The following is a 23,942-nucleotide window of genomic DNA, read 5'->3' as shown; positions in this document are numbered from 1 at the left end:
CCGCCGTGAAAAGGCGGTGTCTTAACCCCTTGACCAACGGACCAGAGTTGTTGTTTTCAACTCTTACTATTATACCGGCTTTTTAAACTTTGTCAACACCTTTTTTAAACTTTTTTTACTTTTTTGCATGAATTCCTAATGAGTACGGATGTCAAACTCTTTAAACACAATACGTAAGTCTCTTAACACTCTTTGACGCCCTCGGAAGCGTTCATCTCTTAAGACGCGTTCTAACTCTTCTTGTTGCTCTTTATTTTGTTTACCTCTATAATTTCTTAGTGTTTCATGAAAGAGATAATAATCGTCTAGCCAGAGTCCTCCCTCACTTATACGATGACTTATCTCACCCACTTCTTCATAAAGCTCTTTATCATATCTCCGTTTTTGACTTTCTTGTTTACGGAGATAATCTAGAATTCGATTCCGGAATTTTGTTTTGAAGTATTTACGTAAACGAGGAATATCGTCTACTAGCCCTTCTTCGCTACTAATCAATGCATGTAGGCAAATCATTCCCTCTTGATCCCAGTCCGATAACTCCCACAAATGAAGGTAATATTCATTTCTACACTTATATACAATTCCCTGGACTTCTTCATACAATTCTTTAAGCATAATCTTCCCCTTTCTGTGTACAGTCTAACAAATTCAAAAACACTTTTAACACATTTCATCCATTCTGCACCCTTTAGCTCCTCAACTGCACAAAAAAGAGAGGTCTTGCCTCTCTCAGGGTTATTTTTCATCATTCATTTTTGACTTTACTTCATCATAGGATAGTGCATGTGATTCTTCTTCTATTGTTTCAGGCATCTTTCCTGTTTCGTAAAGAGATTTAATTTGTGTACTATCCAATGTTTCGTATTTCAATAATGCTTCTGCAATCAACTTGTGAGTTTCACGATTTGACTGAATAATTTCAGCAGCTTTATTTCGTGCTTCATTCAATAATGAACGAACCTCTTCGTCAATTTCATAAGCTGTTTGTTCTGAAATTGATTTTTGAGAGCTTTGTGCACCAAACATGGCATGATTACCCTCATATTGTACCGGACCAAGTTTTTCACTCATACCGTACTCTGTAACCATTGCACGAGCCATCTGTGTAGCTTGTTCAAAGTCATTTGAAGCTCCTGTCGTTTGGACATTAAAGATGATTTCTTCAGCTACACGTCCACCCATTAAACCAGCCAATTGCTCTTTCATATCTTCTTTAGATAGAAGCATTTGATCTTCCTTAGGAAGTGCAATCATGTAACCACCTGCACGGCCACGTGGTACAATTGTAACCTTATGGACAACGCGGGCATTCGATAAGACTAGACCAACAATGGTATGTCCAGCCTCATGGTAAGCAACCAATTCACGTTCTTTTTGTGAAACTGTCTTATCTTTCTTAGAAGGACCAGCAATAACTCTATCTTCTGCTTCATCAATATCTGAGGCATCAATTATTGATTTATTGCGACGAGCAGCGACTAAAGCCGCTTCATTCAATACATTCTCTAAATCAGCACCAACAAAACCTGGAGTTTGTTGAGCCACTAATTTCAAATCAACATCTTCTGCTAAAGGCTTGTTCTTAGCATGAACTTTCAAGATTGCTTCACGACCTTTAACATCAGGGCGACCAACCAATACTTTTCTATCAAAACGTCCTGGACGCAAAAGGGCAGGATCAAGTACATCTGAACGGTTTGTCGCAGCGATAACGATAATCCCTTCATTTCCCTCAAAACCGTCCATCTCAATCAAGAGTTGGTTCAAGGTTTGTTCACGTTCGTCATTACCTCCGCCAAGACCGACTCCACGTTGACGTCCAACAGCATCAATTTCATCAATAAAGATAATAGCTGGTGCTGCTTTTTTGGCATCTTCAAAAAGAGAACGAACACGACTAGCTCCAACTCCGACAAACATTTCTACAAAGTCAGAACCTGAGATACTAAAGAATGGGACACCTGCTTCTCCGGCTACTGCCTTAGCAAGCAAAGTTTTACCTGTTCCCGGAGGTCCCTCCAAAAGAACACCTGCTGGAATACGGGCTCCAAGTTTTGTAAATCGTTTTGGATCTTTTAAAAATTCAACAACTTCAACTAGTTCTTGTTTTTCTTCCTCAGCTCCAGCAACATCTGAAAATCTTACTTTAATATCTTCTTTATTTGCAGCTTTAGCCTTACTACGTCCAAAACTCATTGGGTTACGGCTATTATTTCCTCCCATATTTCCCATCATAGAGAATAGGAAGAAGAATAGAATACCGAATGGCACAATGGATACAAGAATATTAATCCACATACCACTTGAACTTTCATGCTTAACAGTTACTTCTGCCTTATGGTCAGAAGCAAGTTTTTGCAATTCTGATACTGTAGTATCTGAAGGAAGAATAATACTTGAAAATTTCTCTACTGTTGTAGCAGAAGGAGAAAAGAACTGGATACCTGTTTCTTCTTTACTTGTTTTAGGATTTTTATAAACACCTGAAACTTCGATAACACTGCCATTTGGTTGGTAGGTTAATTCTTTTACGTTGTCATCGGTAATTTCTTTTACCAATTCTGTATAATTAATTTGCTCACTTTTCCCTGCAACACTACCTGTACTAAAATACTGATAACCTGTAACTAGGAGAAAAATAAGTAATAACCATAGAAAAGGATTTTTAATTAAACCATTATTTTGTTTTTTCATTAAAAATTGTTCTTTCTAATTTGAATACACTTCTTCTTTCAATACTCCAACATAAGGAAGGTTACGATAATTTTCTTTGTAGTCTAAACCATAACCTACTACAAACTCATTTGGGATAGTAAAGCAGGTATAGTCTGCCTCAATTTCTACAACACGTCCTTCTGGTTTATCCAACAAGGTTGCAATGTTAACAGAAGCTGCTTCTCTTGCAATAAACATATCTCGCAAATTCTTCAAAGTTTGACCTGTATCAATGATATCTTCTACAAATAGAACATGTCTTCCTTTAATATCTTGAGTTACATCTTGCTTGATATTGATGACACCACTACTTGCTGTTCCACCATGGTAGCTAGAAACCATCATGAAGTCCATTTCAATATGTGTATCAATATGTTTGACCAATTCAGCCATAAAAGGAATAGATCCTTTTAAAATCCCAACTAAAATTGGATTTTTTCCTGCATAGTCTTTAGTGAGTTGAGCACCTAATTTTTTAGCAGCTTCTGTAATTTCGTCATGTGAAACAAGGATTTTTTTAATATCGTTTTCTAACATTTTTTTACCTATCTATTTTTTCTATATAAAGTACAGTGTTCATTATATCATTTTTCGTGTTTTTACTCAAATTACTGGTCGCAATTCCCAAAATTGAGACAATTTCACCAAATTGCTCAATAATCAACGCAGATTTTCGCTTTTCCATAGGGATTTTCAAATCAATGAATAGACGTCTTAGTTTTTTTCTATGCCCATTTTGAATCAAAAAATCTCCTGGTTTTCGATGACGAATGTGTATGGATGTTTCTCGTGAAACAGGTATTCGCTGAATTGATTCACCTTCTAATGGAAGTCCAAAGGAAAATAAATATCCTTGATAAGATACCTGATTTTGATAGTGTAACACAAATTCATCTTCCTTTTCATCAGCCTGCGGACTGATTTTACAAATCTGAAACTTTTGATACTCTTTTATCAATTCATAGCCATTTTTAAGCAGATGACGATACTGGCTTTTAGTTTTTAAAATTTTCCGAACTTCAGCAAACTGCGCTTTTGTAAGATTCAAATCTGGAAAACGATTCAGATAAGTTTGAAGTAAAACTCTTTGTGTAGACTCAGAGTAAGATAATAGCTTCTCTAAATTTTCTACATCAATATTCTTTGATAATTCAGCTATTGCCAAATCATAATCTAAAATTTCATTGCCGATACTTAAGATTGCATCTTTAAATCGAGGATTTTCTTTTTCTAAATCTGGTAAATAAGAATTTCGAATACGATTGCGAAAATAATGATTTTCCTTATTTGATGTATCTTCAAAGTGAAAAATTTGTGGAAAGTCTTTTTTCTGAAAATGCAAGAAGGGACGAATGATTTCTATCTCTCCGACTACTTGCTTCTCCTTAATTCCTGATAGATAGCGCAAGCGAGTTCCTCGAATCAAACGCATCAAAATCGTTTCCACCTGATCATCAGCATGGTGGGCAGTGACTAAGGCTGTCGCACCAGTCTTTTTCATGACCTCTTGAAAAAAATCATAACGAAAATGTCGAGCCCGCGCTTCTGAAAATTCACCTGAAAAATTGCTGATATAAATAGGAAGCTCTGCTTCAGCAGCTAACTTCCTTAATTCCTGTTCTTCCCAATCTGATTCTACTCTCTGCTTATGATTCACATGAGATAGAATCAATTCAATTTCTAACTCTTTTTGATAAGTAGATAATACCTTAAATAGAAACATAGAATCTAACCCACCAGAAAGAGCTAGCACCACCTTAGTATGCTTTTTGAAATATCCCTTCTTGAGAAAATGATTTAAAAAATCTTGTTTCCTCATTTTAGAACCTCATAAATATCCTTGGCTATCTGAGAAATTGTATCATAATCAGAATTCTTAGTGAAAATAGAAAGAATAAATGGAGAATCTGCATAGACAACACCCGTATCATGCTTAAATTCGTCCGCATCCCCAATTTTATGAGCTACCTTCACAGAAACACCTTTGGCAATTCGCTGATTATCAAAATCTGTTTTAGTCAAAGACTCTAGCACAAATCCATTTTGATTATAAATAGCTTCCATGACCTTCCCGGCCATCTTGGAAGAAATCAATTTTTCTTTTGGATCCCAATCATCTCCCATAATGGCAGACATCTTGGATTTGAATGTGGCATCAGATTGGTTTGAAATGTAATAACCCAATATATTATGAGCTACATTATCAGATTCTTTTGATACTTTCGTAATTAAATCCCTTAAAGAATACTCTTTATTATCCTCTTTTTTAGGAAGACTACCACTTCCCTCTGGTTTATAAGAACCTGAAAAATCATTGACTGCAGATACATATTTTACAGTCGTATCTAACTGATAAAGACCCTCATTTATTTTTTCTTGCGTATAATAAAGATAAGGGAGTTTCAAAACACTAGCTGCATACATCTTTTCATCTTGATTGATACCAGCTTCTTTTCCAGTAGTCAGTTGCTTAACATAAATAGAGAAAGAATCTTTCTGATATTTTTCAGATAACATTTCTTGAACTTTACTCATCCGATTATCTTCTTCAGAAGTTGATTCTTTAGCTACCCATCCAGCCTGATCAATATGTAAAAATTCTCTTCCTTCTACAAACATGGTCTTGTCGATTGATACTTGCGAATAAGCTGATAAGGATGATTTCACTTCTTTTAAGTCATAAGGACTATTGTACAGTTTAAAATCAGATTCTAACCATACTTTTTTTATTGTAGGAGTTACCTCTGACTGATCGTATAAAAATCGTTTGTCCGCAGCTATAAATTGATGATTTGATAGCTTAAATACCGGAATTCCTTGTTTATTTAAGCGCCACTCAGTTATTTGAAAACTTGTTTTGGGAGTCAATTTTCCAGATTCCACTACTAAATCTTCATTCGCATAAACAGGAACCTCTCCATAAACCATGGGAGAACTTAGCTTTTCTCTAAAATAAATACCAAAGTCAGATTGTGAAAGGTAATAAATTTCTTTCGAAGTATAGACTACTTCTTTTTCTGTGCTAACGACTTTTGAAATAGTCAAAAAACTTGGTAGCAACAAAATAATTAAGAATTTACGCATTCTTCCTTTCCTTTTCTTCTTGTAAACGCAATAATTGATTTTTATCAGCCAACTCTTCCAGCTTTTCATCTGATAAACTCAAAAATTTCTCAATTACGTCTAGTAAATTTTCCATTTTATCACCTTTGAAGCAAGTCAGGAATCGTATAAACTATTTCCCTCGACTTAGAATAATAGTACTTCGCTCGTGTATATTTGGCAGCATAATCCTCATCTTTCAACTTGGTAGCAAATGCTGTCTCCTTATCCTTTTCATCACTCAAAGTTTGATACTGAGTTTGCAAGTCTGATAATTGCTGACGTCTTTGGAGTAATTGCTGATAACTCTGCGCTAAATTAAAAGTTGGCAAGATAAATAATAGCATAATCAAAATCAATACCCACCCCATAAAACGATTCCGTTTTTGTCGTTCTTTCATCAGGTAGCGACGACGTTGATATTCATTTTGAATAAAAGAATTATTCAATTGTACAATATTTTTAGACATTTTCTTCTACCCGTGTTTCACTGATAATTTCATACATGCCTGCTGCATCTTCTTTTTTTGTGCTATCTTTCATCTCTAGTACTTTGACAAGTAGCAACTTATTTCCAAAACGAATTTCAACTTGGTCATTAACTTTCAAATCCGTTGAACTTTTGGCCAAGATTCCATTCACCTTGATTCTGCCTTTATCTGCTACTTCTTTTGCGACTGTACGACGCTTGATAATTCGCGATACTTTTAAATATTTGTCTAATCTCATCCTTATTACCTCAACTTATTATTGTACCATTTTTATCTATTTTATAGAAGAAAAATATCAAATGGAATTTTCTTTCTTAGACTCTTTTATCTCTAATAAATTTTCTCCAAAAATCAGCATACCTTCTAAAATTTCATAATCTTTCTTATTTTGGACATCAAATACAAGCTCCATTAATCCCTTATTCTCAGCGATGCCTGCTTTTAAGTTCGTTGCGGATAAAGCTTTAAAATAATCTTGAGCTAAAAACAGTCGTTGAGTGACTTTTTCAAATTGAACTGTAATTTTATTATCTTTTCTTTCCACACGTTGAACAAAGACCTTGTCCAAATATGACTTGACTAAACCAATCTCTAAAAGATAGGCTACTACATCTGGGTATTCTCCAAAACGGTCTATCAACTCCTCTTGTAACTCTTCATAATTGACACGGTCGTCAATTTGACGAATTTTCTTGTAAATTTCAATCTTATGTCGTTGATCAGAAATATAAGTATCAGGAAGATAGGCATCAATTTGCAAAATCAACTCAGCATTCCCTTTGGTTCTTGTGTTAGTGTTAGCGTTAGCATTACCGTTTCGTTTAGCAATAGCTTCCTCTAATAACTGCGAATACAATTCAAAACCAACAGAATCAATGAAACCAGACTGGGATTTTCCTAGGAGATTCCCTGCTCCACGAATCGAAAGATCTCGCATAGCAATCTTAAATCCAGATCCCAATTCTGTAAATCCTTTAATCGCTTCTAATCTCTTCTCGGAGACTTCACTGATTGATTTTTCTGGACGATACATGAGATAAGCATAAGCAATACGATTACTACGACCTACTCTTCCTCTTAACTGATACAAGGTTGACAAGCCCATATGGTCCGCATTTTCAATAAATAAAGTATTGGCATTTGGAATGTCCACCCCTGTCTCAATAATGGTAGTCGTCACCAAGATATCGTATTGTCCCTCAATAAAGTCTAATAGAGTATTTTCCAACTGGATTTCACTCATGCGACCATGAACATAACCAATCGAAGCCTCTGGAATTAACTCCTGTAATTCTGAAACCTTCTGGTCAATCGTGTCAACTTTATTGTAAAGATAGTAAACTTGACCTCCACGCTCCATTTCACGCAAGACAGCATCACGAATCACACTATCATTCTTTTCCAAAACATAGGTCTGAACAGGATAGCGATTAGTCGGCGGAGTTTCAATAACAGACAAATCTCTGATTCCCAGCATAGACATGTGAAGGGTACGAGGAATTGGCGTTGCTGTCAAGGTCAGGACATCTACTTGTTTTTTCAGTTCTTTCAAGGTTTCCTTATGCTTGACACCAAATCGCTGTTCCTCATCAATAATCATCAAGCCCAAATCAGCAAACACAACATCTTTTGACAAAACACGATGTGTTCCAATCAAAATATCAACTTGACCGTTTTTCAATTTTTCAAGTATTTCGGTCTGCTCTTTTTTACTTCTAAAACGACTCAATACATCAATATTAACTGCAAAATTTTGGAATCGTTCCTTAAAATTCGTATAGTGCTGTTGCGCTAAAACCGTCGTCGGAACTAAAACGACAACCTGTTTGTGATCATTGACTGCCTTAAAGGCTGCACGCATAGCAACTTCAGTCTTTCCAAAACCAACATCTCCAACTAAAAGTCGATCCATGGGATGAGAATCCTGCATATCCCTCTTGATTTCCTCAATACTACGCAGTTGATCATTCGTTTCAACATAAGGGAAAGCATCATCAAAAGCATGTTGATCCTCATCATCAGCTGAGAAAACAAACCCCTTCAACTGGCTGCGTTCAGAATAAAGTTTAATTAAATCGTCAGCTATATCCTCTACCTGGTTCTTAACTTTTTGCTTTGCTTTTTTGAAATGACCATCATTTAATTTATTTAGTTTAGGTGCTTTACCGTCACTTGAAACGTATTTGGAAAGTAGATGAATCTGTTCCACTGGGATAGAGATTAGATCCCCGTTTTGATACTGGACACTGACATAATCACGGTGAATCCCCTTAATTTCAATGGTTTCAATTCCTAGATATTGACCAATCCCATGGATATGATGGACAACATAGTCCCCTTTTTCAAGTTCATTGTAATCTTTTAATCTCTCTGCATTTGAAACATGTTGTCTTCGAAAACGACGCTTTAATTTCTTTTGAAAAATCTCATGTTCAGTTATCAATAAAATCTTTTCATCTACAAAATGAAAACCATGTCTGAGATTGCCCTCGATTAAGTTTACAGATTCTTTACAGATTCTTGACTTATCTCTAGAATCCAATTTAATCTGGTATTCCTCTAACACATCCTCCAATGTTTTACTTCCCATTGAATTGCTAGACTGCAGAATAATGGTGTAATCCATTTTTTTATATCGCTCAATTTCTTCTTTTAGAAAAGAAAATTGATTGAAAAACTCCTGCATAGGATATTGATTAAATTGATAAATTTGGTCAAACTTGAGATTTCCTAACCCCTTTTGCAGATTAGAGAAAAAGGTAACCGGACTCTGTTTTTTATAGATTTGCTCTGTATCAGCAAAATACTTCATCTCAGAAAATGCTTTACTATTCTGTAACTCTTCTGTAAAGTATTGCGCTAATTCTCTTTCAAAGACTTCATACTGATTCATCAATTTCTGATAACCATCAAAGAATATTGGTATGTCTTTTTCGATATAATCAAAAATAGTCCATGTCTTGTCATAACACAAAGATAAAAATTTCCGAGAATCAGAATGAATTTGTTTTTGGTGAAAACTTGAAAGAATTTCTTCTAAGTATGATTTTAAAATAGGTGATAACCTTTTTGAAACTTGTTTTTCTAAAGCTGACCGACCTCGTTGATAATCCTTTTCTCTCAAAATTACGTCGCTAGCTGGAAATATGGTGAGTTCTGTCTGATTTTCTTTCGATAATTGTGTTTCGACTTCAAATAACCTAATACCATCGACTTCATCACCAAAAAACTCAATTCGGCAAGGTTCTAACTGGGATATTTCAAAAATATCTAAAATATCTCCTCGCAGACTAAATTCGCCCTGAGTTTGTACTTGTGTAACTTTTCGATAGCCTATCTCTTTTAACTGATGGATAAGTGCGTGTTGGTCATATTCTTCACCAACTGCAATTTTTATAATGCTTTCTTTAAATCCAGTCGGAGAAGGTAAAAACAATCGACTTGCTGCAATATTACAAACTAAAATCCCTCTCCTAGATGAATCAGTCAAAAAACGCAAGGCTTCAACCCGTGAAATGATTTTTTCTTGTGAAGACATCAAAAACTCGACCATAGGGGAGTCATCTACCAAAAATGGATAGACAAGTTCCTCACCCAAGATAGAGATAAGATCACTAACAAGTCCTTCTGCTTCTCCATAAGTTGATGTCAATAAAACAATCTTATCTTCTTTTTCTAAACTGCTTGCAATTGCAAGAGCCTTAGTAGACGTTGATAAACCTAGTATTAGTTGTCTTTTCTTATCTGTTAAATTTTGATGCCATTTTTTTATCTGATCATTTTCTGAGAATAAATCTAATAAGGTCACCATTTATCCGTTATACCTCTGCATCGTTTTTTCAAAGTTTTTCTCTTGTAAATAGTAGTTTACAGAATCGTCAACCTTGTCAATAGACTGTAAAATACCGATATAATCATCCCTGTCAAACTTACTCAAAACATGGTTAACAACTGACATACCATTTTTAGGTCTCCCAATTCCAATCTTAACACGATTAAAGGTCTGAGTCCCTATATGTTGAATAATAGACTTGATACCATTATGACCACCCGCTGAGCCTTTTGTTCTTAAACGAATTTTCCCAACTTCCATGTCAAGATCATCGTAAATGATGAGTAAATCTTCAATATCCAAACCATAATAAGTCAATAAAGCATAAACCGCTTTTCCACTTTCATTCATAAATGTCGTTGGTTTGACAAGATAAATTTTTTCTCCATTTAGGAAAAAGGATGATAGATCAGCTTGAAATATCTTATCGTGTGTAAAAGTGACATTCTGTTTCTTCGCTAGTTGATCAATCAACATAAAACCAACATTGTGTTTGGTCTCAAAATATTTTTCCCCTGGATTTCCCAAGCCTACAAGTAATTTAGTCATTTATTTTTCCTTTCAAAAGCCAAAAGGGTTGGAATTTTTTTCCAACCTAATTGACACTATTTATTAAATTTTTAGACATTAAAGCGGAATTCCATAATATCGCCGTCTTGGACGATATATTCTTTTCCTTCTTCACGCAAGCGTCCAGCTTCTTTTACAGCCTTTTCAGATCCGTATTTTACTAGATCCTCATATGACATGGTTACTGCACGAATAAATCCTTTTTCAAAGTCTGAGTGGATAATACCAGCTGCTTGAGGAGCCTTCATACCACGTTTGAAGGTCCAAGCGCGAACTTCTTTTTCACCAGCTGTGAAATAAGTTCCCAGTCCAAGCAAGTGGTAAGCTGCACGAGTCAACTTGTCAACGCCTGATTCTGTCAACCCAAGTGCTTCAAGAAACTCTTGCTTGTCTTCATCGTCTAACTCAGAAATTTCTTCCTCAGCACGCGCAGAAATAACGACTACTTCAGCATTTTCTGTCGCTGCAAATTCACGAATTTGTTTGACATAGTCGATAGAGTCAGGTTCTGAAACCACATCCTCGTCCACATTAGCAACATAAAGAACTGGTTTAGTTGTCAAAAGGAAGAGACCTTTTACAACCTTTTGTTCCTCGTCTGTAAATTCGATTGTACGAGCTGATTTTCCATCTTCAAGGACTGGTTTAATCTTTTGAAGAACATTAAACTCTGCTACTGATTCTTTATCTTTTTGCGTACGTGCCATCTTTTCTACACGCGCATAGCGTTTATTAACCGATTCTAAGTCAGCAAGAATCAATTCTAGGTTAATGGTGTCAATATCTGCAAGTGGATCCACAAAGGCATCTTCACGTCCTTGCTCACGCATAACATTTTCATCATCAAAAGCACGAACTACATGAACAATCGCATCTACTTCACGGATATTGGCCAAGAATTTATTCCCTAGTCCTTCTCCTTTTGAAGCTCCTTTTACAATCCCTGCAATATCTGTAAATTCAAATGTTGTTGGAACTGTCTTTTTAGGAGTAATCATTTCAGTCAATTTTTGTAGACGTTCATCTGGAACTTCCACCATTCCAACGTTTGGGTCAATAGTCGCAAATGGGTAGTTAGCTGCCTCTGCTCCTGCTTTTGTAATTGCATTAAATAGTGTTGATTTACCAACGTTTGGCAAACCAACGATACCTGCTGTTAAAGCCATATTTTCTCATTCTCCGTTTTCATTTCAATCCCTAATATTATAACACAAAAAGGGAAAACTTGCTAACCCTCTAACTAAGGGGTCTCAGTCAATAATTTTATTCATTTTTCGATCAAAATCATAGCGCCCCATCATGACAACATGGTCACAATTGCTACATTTAATTTTGATATCTGCTCCTACACGTGTAATTTCCCAACGATTGGCCTTTTTACCTGTTGACTTGATGGTGCAAGCATGTGGTTTTTTCATTTCAACAAAATTTCCAACTTGATACATACTACTCTCCTTTTCTTTTTCGATTATATCATAAAAGAGGCGAGCTAGGCTCAACCTCTTTCACTTAATTTGTACGAACTGGTGTAATGAGCTGCATGAAGTCCTCATCAGTGTCTGCTGGCACAAGAGTAAATGGACGAACAGCTGAGATAAAGCTAATGGTCACCTTTTCGCTATTTAAAGCTTTAAGAGAATCAATCAAGTAAGTTGGGTTGAAACTAATAGTCAAATCTTCACCAGTCACCTGATCAGTATCGATTTCTTCGTTTACTTTACCAACTTCTGGAGAATGAACATGGGCGCTAACAATACCACCTTTAATTTCAAGCTTCACAGTACCATTTTGAGTCGCACTTGATAAAAGGCGAGCACGCTCCATTGACTGACGTAAGTTTACCACATCAAAAGTAATAGTAGTGTTAAAGTCTGTTGGAATCAAACGATCTGTGTCAGGATAGTTTCCTTCTAACAAACGTGTGTAGAAGCTAATATTTTCGCTTCTAAAGAGGATTTGATTGTTAGCAAAGAAAATCTCTACAGTTTCAATATCATCTGTAAATACCGCTGAAAATTCGCGTAGAGAACGGCTAGGAATTACGACATCAAAATCATCACTATTTTTCTCAAGCATTAATTTTTTCTGGCTTAGACGATGAGAGTCTGTTGCCACTGTTTTTAGCTCCTTATGCTGACTCAATACAAAATGAACACCTGTTAAAATTGGACGACTTTCTTGTGTACTTGCAGCAAAAGCTGTTTCATTGATAATTTTCTTGAGCAATTTTGTTTCAAGAACCAAAGGAGTGCTTGCTGAAATTTCTTGGATTCGTGGATACTGTTCACTATCTTTTCCTTTTAAGGTAATTTCTGATTTGCCGCTGGTTAAAACAATTTGATTTTGTTCAATTTCTTTAAAATCAAGAGTTACATCAGGTAGACTAGATACAACATTGATAAAGAAAGAAGCTTCAAGAAGAATTGAACCTAAAGAAGTAATTAACAAACCAGCATCTTCATTTTTTTGAGAAATAAAATTTTCAATTGAAATTTGACCATTTGAACCAATTAAAGTAACACCTTCATTAGTTACGTCAATTTTTACGGTTGATAAAATAGGAATAGCATTTTTAGAACTAATAGCTCTCTTAGTAGTATTTAATGCTTGTAGAAATAAATTTTTATTAATTGAAAAATGAATCATGGATTCTCCTTTATTTATTTTTAGTATTAGAAGGATAATAGTAATAATAGAGTCTGTGAAATCTGTGGAAAACAGACTTTAAACAAGTCATATCAAGTTTTTTGGCTTGTTTAAAAAATGTGGATAAAAAAGATAAAAAAGCGAAAGTTATCCACAAGTTATTTTATTTTCTTTTTGATGGATTCAATTTCTAAACGTAAATTATCGTCTTCATCAATCAAAGATTTAATTTTTGCATGAGCATGAATGACTGTTGTATGATCTTTTCCACCAAATTCCTTCCCAATTTTTGGAAGACTATTATCTGTTAGTTCTCTAGATAAATACATGGCTACTTGACGGGCCAAAACGATATTTTGAAGGCGTCTGCTTCCCTTCATTTCTTTGACGCTAACACCATAAAAGTTACCAACTTCATTTTGGATTTTGTCAATTGGGATGACGAGCATTTGGCTAACATCTTGTTTGCGAGCTCTAATGGCTTCTGCAGCAATATCAATAGTGATATCCTTGATTTTTTTTACTCGGGCAATTAAAGTGATGTCGTTGATGGCTCCCTCAAGATCTCGAACATTTGAATCAAATTGCCCAGCTAGGTATTCTAGAGTATCACTTTGGAAATTGTAGCCTAAATGTTCCGTTTTACTTTGTAAAATGGCAATACGTGTTTCAAAGTCAGGGGGTGTGATAGTTTGTGTCAATCCCCAACTAAAGCGCGTGACAAGCCTCTCCTCGAGACCTTCTAGATGTTTTGGACTACGATCACTGGTTAGGACAATCTGTTTTTGCTTGTCATGAAGGGCGTTAAAGGTATTGAAAAATTCTTCTTGAGTTGCGACTTTTTTTCCGCTGAGTGACTGAATATCATCAATTAACAAAAGATCAAGACTACGGTAGGTCTTTTTGAACTTTTCCATTTCCCCAAGTCTTAGGTGATCCAGAAAGTCATTAATAAAGCTTTCAGCGGGTATGTATTTGACACGCGCATTTGGAATATTTTTTAGAATTTCATTTCCAATAGCGTTTAACAGATGAGTCTTACCAAGCCCAGGTCCTCCATAGATAAAAAGAGGGTTATAGGTCAGAGCCAAATCTTCAGAGACAGCCAAAGCGGCTGATACTGCCCAAACGTTTCCATCCCCTTGGATAAAATTATCAAAGGTATACTTTTCTTTTAACCCAGTATCCGAATAAGGAATAGATGCTAACTTTGGACTATAGTCATAAAGAGTTGAATTTGTAGCTTCTTCAACTTGTGAGATAGTCGTATCTTGAGGTTTGGTGAAAATATAGAGGGGAGTTATCTCAGCATCATAAATTTCAAATCCGGCAACTACAATAATATCTTTTAGTTGTTTTTCCCAGACCATTTCCATTTCAGATCGTGGTAAAAATATAGTGGCAACATTTTCCTCTACCTTGATGAGTTCAGCTTGAATAGCATAGAAATCATACATGGATCGAGTCAATCTTTCTTGAGCAAATTCTAATATACGATTCCAAAATTGTTTTTCTTTCAATCCTTTCTCCTCCTTTACTATTTAAAAGTTTAATACTAGACCTATTTTACCATAGAGAACAAGAATTTTCCACAAGCTGTGAAAAATAATCCACAATGTTACCAAGTTTTATCCACAGATTGGGGATAAAAGCAGAAACTATTGATTTATTAAGCTTTTTATTGAAAAAAATAGTGGATAACCTTGTGAGATAAAAAAATAAAAGAACAGCCTTATTTCAGGCTGTTGATAATTCTACTGTATTCTTCTTGATTTGAAAAAGAAATAATGATTTTTCCACTATCTTTTTTAGACAGTTTAATCTCTACATCTAATCCGAGTAGTTTTTTTAACTGTTCTTCTTCATTTTGTATGAAATGATCATTTTTTTGCAGTTTCTTTTGTTTTTTCTCTGTCAGAAGAGCTTCTAACTTCCTTACAGAAATGTCTTCTTCTATAATTCGTTGAAAGAAATAGTCTTGTTGTTCCTTATTCAACCCAACTAGAGAACGCGCATGAGCTTGTGATAGTTTGCCATTTTCTACTTCTGAGAGGATAGCATCTGGCAAGGAAAGCAAACGAATGGAGTTGCTGATATATGGACGAGACTTGCCCATTTTATCTGCAATTTCAGCATGGGTAAATCCTTTCTCTACAAGAGATTCATAGGCGCGTGCTTCTTCTATTGGATTTAAATTTTCTCTTTGCAAATTTTCAATGATGGACTGGACCATCATCTCTTGGTCTGAAAGCTGTTTAATAACAGCTGGGATAGATGTTAGACCAGCTAAAAGTGAAGCTCGATAGCGTCTCTCTCCTGCAAGGATTTCATAACCAATAACAGGAGATTGACGAACAATAATCGGTTGAATGACCCCATTTTCTTTGATAGACTGTGCTAGTTCATGTAGTTTTTCTCCATCAAATTCTTTTCGAGGTTGATAGGGATTTTTTTGTATATCCGTGATAGAAATCATTTCAAATTTTTCCATGATTCTACACTAACACATCTTTTCTCTTATGTAAAGCTTTCTTTACATAGATGTCAATTAAGATTCTAAATCGCCTGAACTCTTGTCAAGTTTAATAGATGTAGTTTCTTCTTTACCGTTACGATAGTAGGTTATTTTAATAGTGTCTCCGATAGAATGATTGTAAAGAGCACTTTGTAAGTCTGTTGATGAAGCAATCTCCTTGTCATCTACTTTTGTAATAACATCGTATTTTTCAAGGTGACCATTTGCAGGCATATTGCTTTGTACAGAACGAACAACTACACCAGATGTTACACTGCTTGGAATATTCAGTCTTCTAATATCACTTGTATTAATATTTGAGAGATTGACCATTTGGATGCCCAAAGCTGGACGCGTCACTTTTCCGTTCTTTTCCAACTGTTCAATAATATTGATAGCATCATTTGCAGGGATTGCGAAACCAAGGCCTTCTACAGAGGTTCCTCCATTTGTGGCAATTTTACTTGAGGTAATTCCGATAACCTGTCCTTGAATATTGATTAGTGGGCCACCAGAGTTACCTGGGTTGATAGCAGTATCAGTTTGGATGGCTTTTGTAGAAATGGCTTGTCCATCTTCAGATTTTAAGGATACATTTCGATTGAGACTAGATACGATACCTTGAGTGACAGTATTTGCATATTCAGAACCTAATGGGCTACCGATGGCAATGGCAGTTTCTCCTACGGTTAACTTGCTAGAATCACCAAACTCAGCTACTGTTGTCACTTTTTCTGAAGATATTTTGACGACAGCAATATCAGAGAAAGTATCAGCTCCGACAATTTCTCCAGGTACTTTAGTTCCATCTGACAAACGAATATCTACTTTGCTGGCGCCATTTATAACGTGATTATTGGTTACGATGTAAGCTTCTTTATTATTCTTTTTATAAATAACCCCAGATCCTTCACTAGAGATTTGCTGAGAATCTGTGTCAGTATCATCATTACCAAATACGCTATTTTGTCTGTTTGCTGAATAAGTAATAACAGATACAACAGCATCTTTTACTTTGTTAACAGCCTGTGTTGTTGAATTTTCGTTCTTATAGGCAGTTTGTGTAATAGTACTATTGTTGTTAGAGTTGCTTACACTACTTTTTTGAGTTAGTTGAGTTATTGAAAAACTACCCAAGGCTCCACTAATAAAGCTAATGACGATAACGACTAATAATTGAAACCCTTTTTTGTAAAATGTTTTTAAATGTTTCATATTTGCCTCCATATTTTTAAATTACTGAAAGTATAAACTGACTAGCTTAATTATAACTTAAATACAAAAGTTTTTCACAGATTGTGGATAACTTTCTAAAATCTGTGGTTTTCTCAGTTAAAATTAACCTTTTATTTTGTGAATAAGATGTGAAAAAATAAAGAATATGCTAGAATAGAGTCATGAAAATTAAAGTTGTAACAGTTGGGAAACTGAAAGAAAAGTATTTAAAAGATGGTATTGCAGAGTATTCAAAACGAATTTCTCGATTTGCTAAGCTTGAAATGATTGAGCTAGCAGATGAAAAAACACCAGATAAGGCCAGTGAGTCAGAAAATCAAAAGATTTTAGAAATAGAAGGTCAGAGAATTTTATCAAAAGTTGGTGACCGTGATTTCGTTATTGTGTTGGCTATCGAAGGGAGAACTTTCTCCTCAGAAGAATTTAGTAAGCAGTTAGAAGAAGCTCCTATAAAAGGATTTTCTACTCTTACCTTTATTATTGGAGGGAGTTTAGGATTATCATCAGCTGTAAAAAAGAGAGCTAATCTTTCTGTCAGTTTTGGTCGCTTAACCTTGCCCCATCAGTTAATGAGACTAGTTCTTGCTGAACAAATTTATCGCGCTTTTACGATTCAGCAAGGCTCCCCCTATCATAAATAGAAAATTGACTTTTAATTGAATTTTTGGTAGAATAATTGTGTTAGGTCTCATAGCTCAGCTGGATAGAGCATTCGCCTTCTAAGCGAACGGTCGCAGGTTCGAATCCTGCTGGGATCAATATAATAGCAAAGCTGGGAATTTTCCCGGCTTTTTTCTTAAAAAAGTACAATTGGGGAGAAAAAAATGACAGTTGAGAGAATTTTATCTAAAATGAAATTCTGTTTTGTATAATGGTTTTTGTAAGTTATCTTACAAGAAAAAAATATTGAGGAGATTTTATTATGAAAAACACAGTTAAATTGGAACAGTTTGTAGCCTTGAAGGAAAAAGACTTGCAAAAGATTAAAGGTGGGGAAATAAGAAAAACAAGTAATAGTTTATTTAATTTCTTTAAAAGAAGATAAGGAAGTGTCAGAATGAATTTTTTCTTAGTAGTAGATTTTATATTATATTTTTTTATTATTAGTCATAGTTACCGTTTAATTTGTAAAGGTCAAATAAAAGCAAAGGAACTATATTTTTTTGGTATCTATACATTACTAGTAGAAGCAGTACTTGAACTTCCTTTTTACCTCCTATATTTAGATGGGTTAGGGATTGCAAGATTTTTATTTCCTTTGGGATTATATTTCTATTTTCGATGGATTAAACAGTATGAGAGGGATAGAGGACTATTCCTAAGTTTACTACTATCTCTTTTATATGAGAGCACTCATAACTTTCTGTCTGTAACTTTCTCCTCTCTAACAGGAGACAATTTTGTTTTACAATATCATGATCCATTCTTTTTCGTTGTAACGGTATTGACTTATGTTGTTATCTTAAAAATCATTCGTTATTTCCATTTGGAACTAGCCTATTTTGACAAAGACTACCTCTATCCTTTTTTGAAAAAAGTATTTTTTGCCTTACTACTGCTACATATAGTATCTTTCGTTTCAGATATGGTAAGTACGATTAAACATTTGAATAGTTTTGGAAGTATTTTATCATCTATTGTCTTTATTTCTCTACTTTTGACCTTTTTTGCAATGAATTCGCATAAAGAACAAATGGAGAAAGAGATTGCTTTGAAGCAGAAGAAATTTGAACAGAAACATTTACAGAATTATACAGATGAAATTGTCGGTCTATATAATGAAATTCGTGGTTTTCGACATGATTATGCTGGGATGCTTGTCAGTATGCAGATGGCAATTGACAGTGGTGATTTACAGGAAATTGACAGAATTTACAATGAAGTTTTGGTCAAAGCCAATCATAAACTGCGTTCAGATAAGTACACTTACTTTGATTTGAACAACATAGAAGATTCAGCTTTACGAAGTTTGGTTGCTCAGTCCATTGTCTATGCTCGAAATAATGGTGTAGAGTTTACACTGGAAGTAAAAGATACGATTACTAAGCTCCCAATTGAACTATTGGATTTGGTTCGTATCATGAGCGTTTTATTGAACAATGCTGTCGAGGGATCGGCTGATAGCTATAAAAAACAGATGGAAGTAGCAGTTATTAAGATGGAAACTGAAACAGTTATTGTGATTCAGAATTCATGTAAAATGACGATGACTCCTTCAGGAGATCTATTTGCCTTAGGATTCTCCACTAAGGGAAGGAATCGCGGAGTAGGCCTAAATAATGTGAAAGAACTACTAGATAAGTACAACAATATTATTTTAGAAACAGAGATGGAAGGCAGTATATTTAGACAAATTATTAGATTTAAGAGGGAATTTGAATGAAAGTTTTAATTTTAGAGGATGTTATTGAACATCAAGTGAGACTAGAGAGAATATTGGATGAAATTTCGAAAGAATCGAATATTCCAATATCATACAAGACAACGGGAAAAGTCCGTGAATTTGAAGAATACATTGAAAATGATGAAGTGAATCAGCTTTATTTCCTAGATATTGATATTCATGGAATTGAGAAAAAGGGATTTGAAGTGGCTCAACTCATTCGTCATTACAATCCTTATGCCATTATCGTCTTTATTACCAGTCGATCAGAGTTTGCGACTCTCACTTATAAATACCAGGTATCAGCCTTAGATTTTGTTGATAAGGATATCAATGATGAGATGTTTAAGAAGAGAATTGAGCAAAATATATTCTACACGAAGAGTATGTTACTTGAAAATGAAGATGTTGTAGATTATTTTGACTACAATTACAAGGGAAATGATTTAAAAATTCCTTACCATGATATTTTGTATATTGAAACGACAGGTGTCTCTCATAAATTACGCATTATTGGTAAGAATTTTGCAAAAGAGTTTTACGGTACCATGACAGATATTCAGGAAAAGGACAAACATACTCAGAGATTTTATTCTCCTCATAAGTCATTTTTGGTAAATATAGGCAATATCAGAGAAATTGACCGAAAGAATCTAGAAGTTGTTTTCTATGAAGACCATCGCTGTCCTATTTCAAGGTTAAAAATTAGAAAGTTAAAAGATATTTTAGAGAAAAAATCTCAAAAGTGATTGACAATTAGTAAGAAATTGATATAATGGTTATATCTGCTACAGATAGAAGGTCCGTTGGTCAAGGGGTTAAGACACCGCCTTTTCACGGCGGTAACACGGGTTCGAATCCCGTACGGACTATTTTATCCGCCATAGCTCAGTTGGTAGTAGCGCATGACTGTTAATCATGATGTCGTAGGTTCGAGTCCTACTGGCGGAGTATAGATAAAAGGGAACACAACTGTGTTCCTCTTTTTGTATCAATTTGTATCACCAAGCATTTTCATAAGGAAGTCTGTTATTTCTTGAGGACTTTCTTTTTTTCCATGTGCAATCCAAGTTTGGCAGACACCAAAAAGTGCGTGAGTTAGATAGACGCTACTATATTCTAATTCAGTGGTATTGAGATTTAGTTGCATAAATTGCTTTTGTAAATCTGTACTGAGCATGATATGAAGTTTATTTCGTAAGAAATTTTGGATTTCTTTCGTCCCATTTTCAGAAAGAAGGGCAGCCAGAAGTGGTTCTGACTCTAGATATTCAAACACTTCTAAAATAGCATCTCTTTTGTGATGAGCATGTTTTTGAAAAATATATTCAAATGTATGAAATAGCTTGCTTTGATAGTGCTCAATCATATCATACTTATCCTTATAGTGAGTATAGAAGCTGGAACGACTAATTCCGGCTTTTTCTGCTAACTTGACAGTAGAAATTTGATCAAATGGTTGTTCCATGAGTAATTGTACCATAGCATTTTCAATAGTTCGCTTTGTTTTTAAGCGTTTGTTACTTTCTTGCATATTTCCTCCTTATAAACAAATTAGACTATCTGTCTAAAAATGGATTTTTTATCTTGTAATTTAGATTTTTTAATGTATAATCTATTATATCAAAATTTTAGACAATATGTTTAAAAAAGGAGAAGATATGTTTAAAGAATGGAAAGCAATTTTTAAAAAACCAACCTTTATTATTGTCATGATAGGGATTTCTCTTATTCCAGCTCTGTACAATATCATATTTTTGTCATCAATGTGGGATCCATATGGGCAATTATCTGACTTACCTGTGGCAGTTGTCAATAATGATAAAGAAGCTTCCTATAACGCTAATACCATGGCTATAGGAAAAGACATGGTCTCCAATTTAAAAGAAAATAAAAGCTTGGATTTTCATTTTGTAGATGAAGAGGAAGGAAAGAAGGGATTGGAAGATGGCGATTACTATATGGTAGTGACTTTACCAAGTGATTTATCTGAAAAAGCAGCTTCTATTTTAACGAATCATCCAGAGCAAATGCAAATCGATTATCAGACTTCAAGTGGTCATAGTTTTATTGCTAGCAAGATGAGCGATTCTGCGATGACACAATTAAAGCAGAATGTGTCTACAAATGTAACTGAGACCTATACTAAAGCTTTATTTGATAAGATGGTCGAATTAAAGGATGGTATGAGTCAAGCAGCTTCTGGTAGTGAAAAATTAACTGATGGAGCGAATCAGTTAGTGGCAGGAAGTCAAACATTAACTACCAACCTACACTCTTTAGCAGCTTCAAGTTTAACATTTTCAAATGGAACGGAGCAGTTTACTAAAGGATTATCTGATTATGTTTCTGGTGTCGAACAACTTCATCTTGGCTTAGGAAATTTTAATAGTGGTTTAGTTACATATACTGGTGCAGTGAGTCAATTAGATAGGGGATTAGGTCAATTATCTTCTAAAAGTCCTGAATTAGTAAGAGGAATCAATCAATTATCTTCTAAAAGTCCTGAATTAGTAAGAGGAATCAATCAATTATCTTCTAAAAGTCCTGAATTAGTAAGAGGAATCAATCAATTATATACTGGTGTAGAATCCTATACTGGCGGTGTTTCTCAGCTTAATGCAGGTCTTACTCAATTTTCATCTGGTGTTAGTGCCTATACAAATGGAGTGGGAAATCTTGCAACAGGTGCGAGTCAGTTATCTAATCAATCAGCTACCCTTCGAATGGGTGTGGAGCAATTAAGTGAAGGGATTCAACAACTTTCTAGTAAGTTAGATGCTTCGTCTGGGCAAAAAGATCAAATTAATCAATTATCTTCTGGTCTGAATCAGTTAAATCAAGTTATTCAAAATATTGATGTTGGAGATACAAAACAGTTAGATTCTGTTTTATCAAGTATAGTATCTCTTTCTAATCAAATGCTAGTAAGTGCTCAGTCTGAAAAAGCAACTACATTAGCCAATATTCAATCAACAGCAGCTTATCAATCCTTGACAAGTGAGCAACAAGCTGAGATAAGTGCTTCTGTATCTCAAAATTCGACTGATAGTATTCAATCGGCTCGGTCAATTATAGCTTTAGTAGAAGGTTTACAGGGAAGTTTAGAAAACTTACAAAATCAATCTTCAAATCTTTCGACGTTAAAAAATCAAGCTAATCAAGTATTACCGCGTGCTTCTACTTCTTTGACAGGATTGTCAAGTGGATTAACAGAGATACAAGGAGCTGTTACTAGTAAATTAGTTCCTGCCAGTCAGTCAATTGCATCAGGTGTAAACGCATATACTACAGGTGTTGATAAAGTTTCTCAGGGTGCAAGTCAACTAAGTGAAAAAAATTCCACCTTGACAGGTAGTTTGGATCAACTAGTTTCAGGCTCAAACACCTTGACACAAAAATCTTCTAGCTTGACAGCAGGAATTGGTCAATTAGCTAAAAAAACTCCAGAATTAGTATCTGGTATTGAAAAATTAGCTAAAAAAACTCCAGAATTAGTATCTGGTATTGAAAAATTATCAACTGGCTCTAACCAATTGAATCAAAAGAGTCAAGAATTAATGGCAGGAGTTGATAAATTACAATCAGGATCTGGTCAATTAGCAGACAAATCCAGTCAGTTACTTTCAGGTGCTTCTCAATTAGAGAATGGAGCTAATAAATTGGCAGATGGATCTGGGAAACTTGCAGAAGGTGGAACAAAGTTAACTTCTGGATTGGAAGATTTACAGGTAGGAGTTGCTTCTTTAGGACAAGGACTAGGTAATGCTAGTGATCAACTCAAATCAGCATCAACAGAATCTAAAAATGCAGAGATTTTGTCAAATCCACTCAATCTTTCAAAAACAGACAATGATCAAGTTCCTGTAAATGGGATTGCTATGGCTCCTTATATGATATCAGTTGCTCTTTTTGTTGCAGCAATATCAACGAATATGATCTTTGCGAAGTTGCCTTCAGGACGTCATCCGGAGAGCCGTTGGGCTTGGTTGAAATCTCGAGCTGAAATAAATGGTATTATAGCTGTTTTAGCAGGAATTTTGGTATATGGAGGAGTTCATCTTATTGGTTTAACTGCTAATCATGAAATGAGAACCTTATTCTTAATTATTATCGCAAGCTTAACATTTATGTCTATGGTAACTGCATTAACAACATGGAATAGCCGTATAGGAGCTTTCTTCTCTCTTATTTTGCTTTTATTACAGTTAGCATCAAGTGCAGGTACCTATCCACTTGCTTTGACAAATAATTTCTTTAGAGCTATTAATCCTTGGTTACCAATGAGTTATTCAGTTTCGGGATTACGACAAACAATCTCTATGACAGGAAATATTCATCATCAAGTCATTTTCCTTGCTGTGATATTAGCCCTGTTTACTGGTTTAGGTATGCTAGCCTATCGACCTAAGAAAATGGGAGAAGATTAAAAAAATCGACCAACTGGTCGAT

The 23,942-nt window shown here is 34.9% G+C and carries 22 protein-coding genes and 3 tRNA genes; 8 read left to right on the top strand and 17 right to left on the bottom strand.

Annotated elements, in window-relative coordinates; all coding sequences use genetic code 11:
* Positions 1-135 precede the first annotated feature (135 nt).
* The 16 genes from N8L33_RS03300 to htrA form a co-directional block, all read right to left on the bottom strand.
* Positions 136-615 (bottom strand): sigma-70 RNA polymerase sigma factor region 4 domain-containing protein, encoded by a 480-nt coding sequence (locus tag N8L33_RS03300; protein WP_261058415.1) that lies wholly within the window; start codon positions 613-615, stop codon positions 136-138.
* A 120-nt stretch (positions 616-735) separates the two neighbouring features.
* Positions 736-2,694, bottom strand: a complete 1,959-nt coding sequence (gene ftsH, locus N8L33_RS03295; protein WP_261058414.1) for an ATP-dependent zinc metalloprotease FtsH — start codon at positions 2,692-2,694, stop codon at positions 736-738.
* A 15-nt stretch (positions 2,695-2,709) separates the two neighbouring features.
* On the bottom strand, positions 2,710-3,252 hold the full coding sequence (gene hpt, locus N8L33_RS03290; RefSeq protein WP_000892176.1) for a hypoxanthine phosphoribosyltransferase: 543 nt from the start codon (positions 3,250-3,252) through the stop codon (positions 2,710-2,712).
* Between the two features lie 4 nt (positions 3,253-3,256).
* Positions 3,257-4,534 (bottom strand): tRNA lysidine(34) synthetase TilS, encoded by a 1,278-nt coding sequence (tilS, locus tag N8L33_RS03285; protein ID WP_261058411.1) that lies wholly within the window; start codon positions 4,532-4,534, stop codon positions 3,257-3,259.
* Entirely contained in the window at positions 4,531-5,799 is a 1,269-nt protein-coding gene (locus N8L33_RS03280; protein WP_261058410.1) for a serine hydrolase, read from the bottom strand. Before N8L33_RS03280 ends, tilS begins: the two co-directional genes overlap by 4 nt.
* The gene (locus N8L33_RS03275; protein WP_049524858.1) at positions 5,792-5,914 is read right to left on the bottom strand and encodes an SP_0009 family protein; all 123 of its coding nucleotides are present in this window, start codon (positions 5,912-5,914) and stop codon (positions 5,792-5,794) included. The genes N8L33_RS03280 and N8L33_RS03275 overlap by 8 nt, the downstream gene beginning before the upstream one ends.
* Positions 5,915-5,918: 4 nt before the next feature.
* A complete protein-coding gene (locus tag N8L33_RS03270) occupies positions 5,919-6,287 on the bottom strand; it encodes a septum formation initiator family protein (RefSeq protein ID WP_060806045.1) in 369 nt (122 codons plus the stop codon).
* Positions 6,280-6,546 (bottom strand): RNA-binding S4 domain-containing protein, encoded by a 267-nt coding sequence (locus N8L33_RS03265; RefSeq protein ID WP_001234978.1) that lies wholly within the window; start codon positions 6,544-6,546, stop codon positions 6,280-6,282. The genes N8L33_RS03270 and N8L33_RS03265 overlap by 8 nt, the downstream gene beginning before the upstream one ends.
* Before the next feature lie 57 nt (positions 6,547-6,603).
* On the bottom strand, positions 6,604-10,119 hold the full coding sequence (mfd, locus tag N8L33_RS03260; RefSeq protein WP_261058409.1) for a transcription-repair coupling factor: 3,516 nt from the start codon (positions 10,117-10,119) through the stop codon (positions 6,604-6,606).
* Positions 10,120-10,689, bottom strand: a complete 570-nt coding sequence (gene pth, locus N8L33_RS03255; protein ID WP_261058408.1) for an aminoacyl-tRNA hydrolase — start codon at positions 10,687-10,689, stop codon at positions 10,120-10,122.
* A 71-nt stretch (positions 10,690-10,760) separates the two neighbouring features.
* A complete protein-coding gene (gene ychF / locus N8L33_RS03250; protein ID WP_004269823.1) occupies positions 10,761-11,876 on the bottom strand; it encodes a redox-regulated ATPase YchF in 1,116 nt (371 codons plus the stop codon).
* A gap of 84 nt (positions 11,877-11,960) precedes the next feature.
* On the bottom strand, positions 11,961-12,155 hold the full coding sequence (locus tag N8L33_RS03245; protein ID WP_000285186.1) for a DUF951 domain-containing protein: 195 nt from the start codon (positions 12,153-12,155) through the stop codon (positions 11,961-11,963).
* Positions 12,156-12,219: 64 nt separating this feature from the next.
* Complete coding sequence (dnaN, locus tag N8L33_RS03240; protein ID WP_261058404.1) at positions 12,220-13,356, bottom strand: DNA polymerase III subunit beta; 1,137 nt, start codon at positions 13,354-13,356, stop codon at positions 12,220-12,222.
* Between the two features lie 158 nt (positions 13,357-13,514).
* Positions 13,515-14,876 (bottom strand): chromosomal replication initiator protein DnaA, encoded by a 1,362-nt coding sequence (gene dnaA, locus N8L33_RS03235; protein WP_261058402.1) that lies wholly within the window; start codon positions 14,874-14,876, stop codon positions 13,515-13,517.
* Between the two features lie 212 nt (positions 14,877-15,088).
* Complete coding sequence (locus tag N8L33_RS03230) at positions 15,089-15,847, bottom strand: ParB/RepB/Spo0J family partition protein (RefSeq protein ID WP_261030040.1); 759 nt, start codon at positions 15,845-15,847, stop codon at positions 15,089-15,091.
* A gap of 57 nt (positions 15,848-15,904) precedes the next feature.
* Positions 15,905-17,086 carry a serine protease HtrA gene (htrA, locus tag N8L33_RS03225; protein WP_261058399.1) on the bottom strand — a complete coding sequence of 394 codons (1,182 nt, stop codon included), beginning with the start codon at positions 17,084-17,086 and terminating at the stop codon, positions 15,905-15,907.
* Between the two features lie 182 nt (positions 17,087-17,268).
* On the opposite strand from htrA, the gene rlmH reads away from it, so the two are divergent.
* From rlmH to N8L33_RS03190, 7 genes are all read left to right on the top strand, one after another.
* Positions 17,269-17,748 carry a 23S rRNA (pseudouridine(1915)-N(3))-methyltransferase RlmH gene (gene rlmH, locus N8L33_RS03220; protein ID WP_153193935.1) on the top strand — a complete coding sequence of 160 codons (480 nt, stop codon included), beginning with the start codon at positions 17,269-17,271 and terminating at the stop codon, positions 17,746-17,748.
* 43 nt (positions 17,749-17,791) lie between these two features.
* Positions 17,792-17,865: transfer RNA gene (locus N8L33_RS03215), tRNA-Arg, on the top strand.
* 164 nt (positions 17,866-18,029) lie between these two features.
* The gene (gene comC / locus N8L33_RS03210; protein WP_261058398.1) at positions 18,030-18,152 is read left to right on the top strand and encodes a competence-stimulating peptide ComC; all 123 of its coding nucleotides are present in this window, start codon (positions 18,030-18,032) and stop codon (positions 18,150-18,152) included.
* Between the two features lie 12 nt (positions 18,153-18,164).
* Positions 18,165-19,490 (top strand): competence system sensor histidine kinase ComD, encoded by a 1,326-nt coding sequence (comD, locus tag N8L33_RS03205; protein WP_261058397.1) that lies wholly within the window; start codon positions 18,165-18,167, stop codon positions 19,488-19,490.
* The gene (gene comE / locus N8L33_RS03200) at positions 19,487-20,239 is read left to right on the top strand and encodes a competence system response regulator transcription factor ComE (protein WP_000866069.1); all 753 of its coding nucleotides are present in this window, start codon (positions 19,487-19,489) and stop codon (positions 20,237-20,239) included. The genes comD and comE overlap by 4 nt, the downstream gene beginning before the upstream one ends.
* A gap of 51 nt (positions 20,240-20,290) precedes the next feature.
* Positions 20,291-20,362 (top strand) — tRNA-Glu (locus N8L33_RS03195).
* A 5-nt stretch (positions 20,363-20,367) separates the two neighbouring features.
* Positions 20,368-20,441, top strand: a tRNA-Asn gene (locus tag N8L33_RS03190).
* 40 nt (positions 20,442-20,481) lie between these two features.
* Here N8L33_RS03190 and N8L33_RS03185 read toward each other — a convergent pair.
* Entirely contained in the window at positions 20,482-21,024 is a 543-nt protein-coding gene (locus N8L33_RS03185; protein WP_219967470.1) for a TetR/AcrR family transcriptional regulator, read from the bottom strand.
* 127 nt (positions 21,025-21,151) lie between these two features.
* Between N8L33_RS03185 and N8L33_RS03180 the strand changes: the two genes are divergently transcribed.
* A complete protein-coding gene (locus N8L33_RS03180; RefSeq protein WP_261058396.1) occupies positions 21,152-23,920 on the top strand; it encodes a YhgE/Pip family protein in 2,769 nt (922 codons plus the stop codon).
* The last annotated feature ends 22 nt before the right edge of the window (positions 23,921-23,942 follow it).

Origin of the sequence: Streptococcus mitis (assembly GCF_946188695.1) — a bacterium.
GTDB lineage: Bacteria > Bacillota > Bacilli > Lactobacillales > Streptococcaceae > Streptococcus > Streptococcus mitis_DF.
This window is presented reverse-complemented; position numbering and strand designations above follow the sequence as displayed.

What these genes read in the sequence shown, in the direction of transcription:
- N8L33_RS03275 (WP_049524858.1), bottom strand. Translation starts at nt 5,914, where the DNA reads ATGGAAAATTTACTAGACGTAATTGAGAAATTTTTGAGTTTATCAGAT.
- comD (WP_261058397.1), top strand. Translation starts at nt 18,165, where the DNA reads ATGAATTTTTTCTTAGTAGTAGATTTTATATTATATTTTTTTATTATT.
- N8L33_RS03245 (WP_000285186.1), bottom strand. Translation starts at nt 12,155, where the DNA reads ATGTATCAAGTTGGAAATTTTGTTGAAATGAAAAAACCACATGCTTGC.
- comE (WP_000866069.1), top strand. Translation starts at nt 19,487, where the DNA reads ATGAAAGTTTTAATTTTAGAGGATGTTATTGAACATCAAGTGAGACTA.
- N8L33_RS03270 (WP_060806045.1), bottom strand. Translation starts at nt 6,287, where the DNA reads ATGTCTAAAAATATTGTACAATTGAATAATTCTTTTATTCAAAATGAA.
- mfd (WP_261058409.1), bottom strand. Translation starts at nt 10,119, where the DNA reads ATGGTGACCTTATTAGATTTATTCTCAGAAAATGATCAGATAAAAAAA.
- N8L33_RS03230 (WP_261030040.1), bottom strand. Translation starts at nt 15,847, where the DNA reads ATGGAAAAATTTGAAATGATTTCTATCACGGATATACAAAAAAATCCC.
- rlmH (WP_153193935.1), top strand. Translation starts at nt 17,269, where the DNA reads ATGAAAATTAAAGTTGTAACAGTTGGGAAACTGAAAGAAAAGTATTTA.
- N8L33_RS03185 (WP_219967470.1), bottom strand. Translation starts at nt 21,024, where the DNA reads ATGCAAGAAAGTAACAAACGCTTAAAAACAAAGCGAACTATTGAAAAT.
- htrA (WP_261058399.1), bottom strand. Translation starts at nt 17,086, where the DNA reads ATGAAACATTTAAAAACATTTTACAAAAAAGGGTTTCAATTATTAGTC.
- pth (WP_261058408.1), bottom strand. Translation starts at nt 10,689, where the DNA reads ATGACTAAATTACTTGTAGGCTTGGGAAATCCAGGGGAAAAATATTTT.
- ftsH (WP_261058414.1), bottom strand. Translation starts at nt 2,694, where the DNA reads ATGAAAAAACAAAATAATGGTTTAATTAAAAATCCTTTTCTATGGTTA.
- tilS (WP_261058411.1), bottom strand. Translation starts at nt 4,534, where the DNA reads ATGAGGAAACAAGATTTTTTAAATCATTTTCTCAAGAAGGGATATTTC.
- N8L33_RS03180 (WP_261058396.1), top strand. Translation starts at nt 21,152, where the DNA reads ATGTTTAAAGAATGGAAAGCAATTTTTAAAAAACCAACCTTTATTATT.
- hpt (WP_000892176.1), bottom strand. Translation starts at nt 3,252, where the DNA reads ATGTTAGAAAACGATATTAAAAAAATCCTTGTTTCACATGACGAAATT.
- ychF (WP_004269823.1), bottom strand. Translation starts at nt 11,876, where the DNA reads ATGGCTTTAACAGCAGGTATCGTTGGTTTGCCAAACGTTGGTAAATCA.
- dnaN (WP_261058404.1), bottom strand. Translation starts at nt 13,356, where the DNA reads ATGATTCATTTTTCAATTAATAAAAATTTATTTCTACAAGCATTAAAT.
- N8L33_RS03280 (WP_261058410.1), bottom strand. Translation starts at nt 5,799, where the DNA reads ATGCGTAAATTCTTAATTATTTTGTTGCTACCAAGTTTTTTGACTATT.
- comC (WP_261058398.1), top strand. Translation starts at nt 18,030, where the DNA reads ATGAAAAACACAGTTAAATTGGAACAGTTTGTAGCCTTGAAGGAAAAA.
- N8L33_RS03300 (WP_261058415.1), bottom strand. Translation starts at nt 615, where the DNA reads ATGCTTAAAGAATTGTATGAAGAAGTCCAGGGAATTGTATATAAGTGT.
- N8L33_RS03265 (WP_001234978.1), bottom strand. Translation starts at nt 6,546, where the DNA reads ATGAGATTAGACAAATATTTAAAAGTATCGCGAATTATCAAGCGTCGT.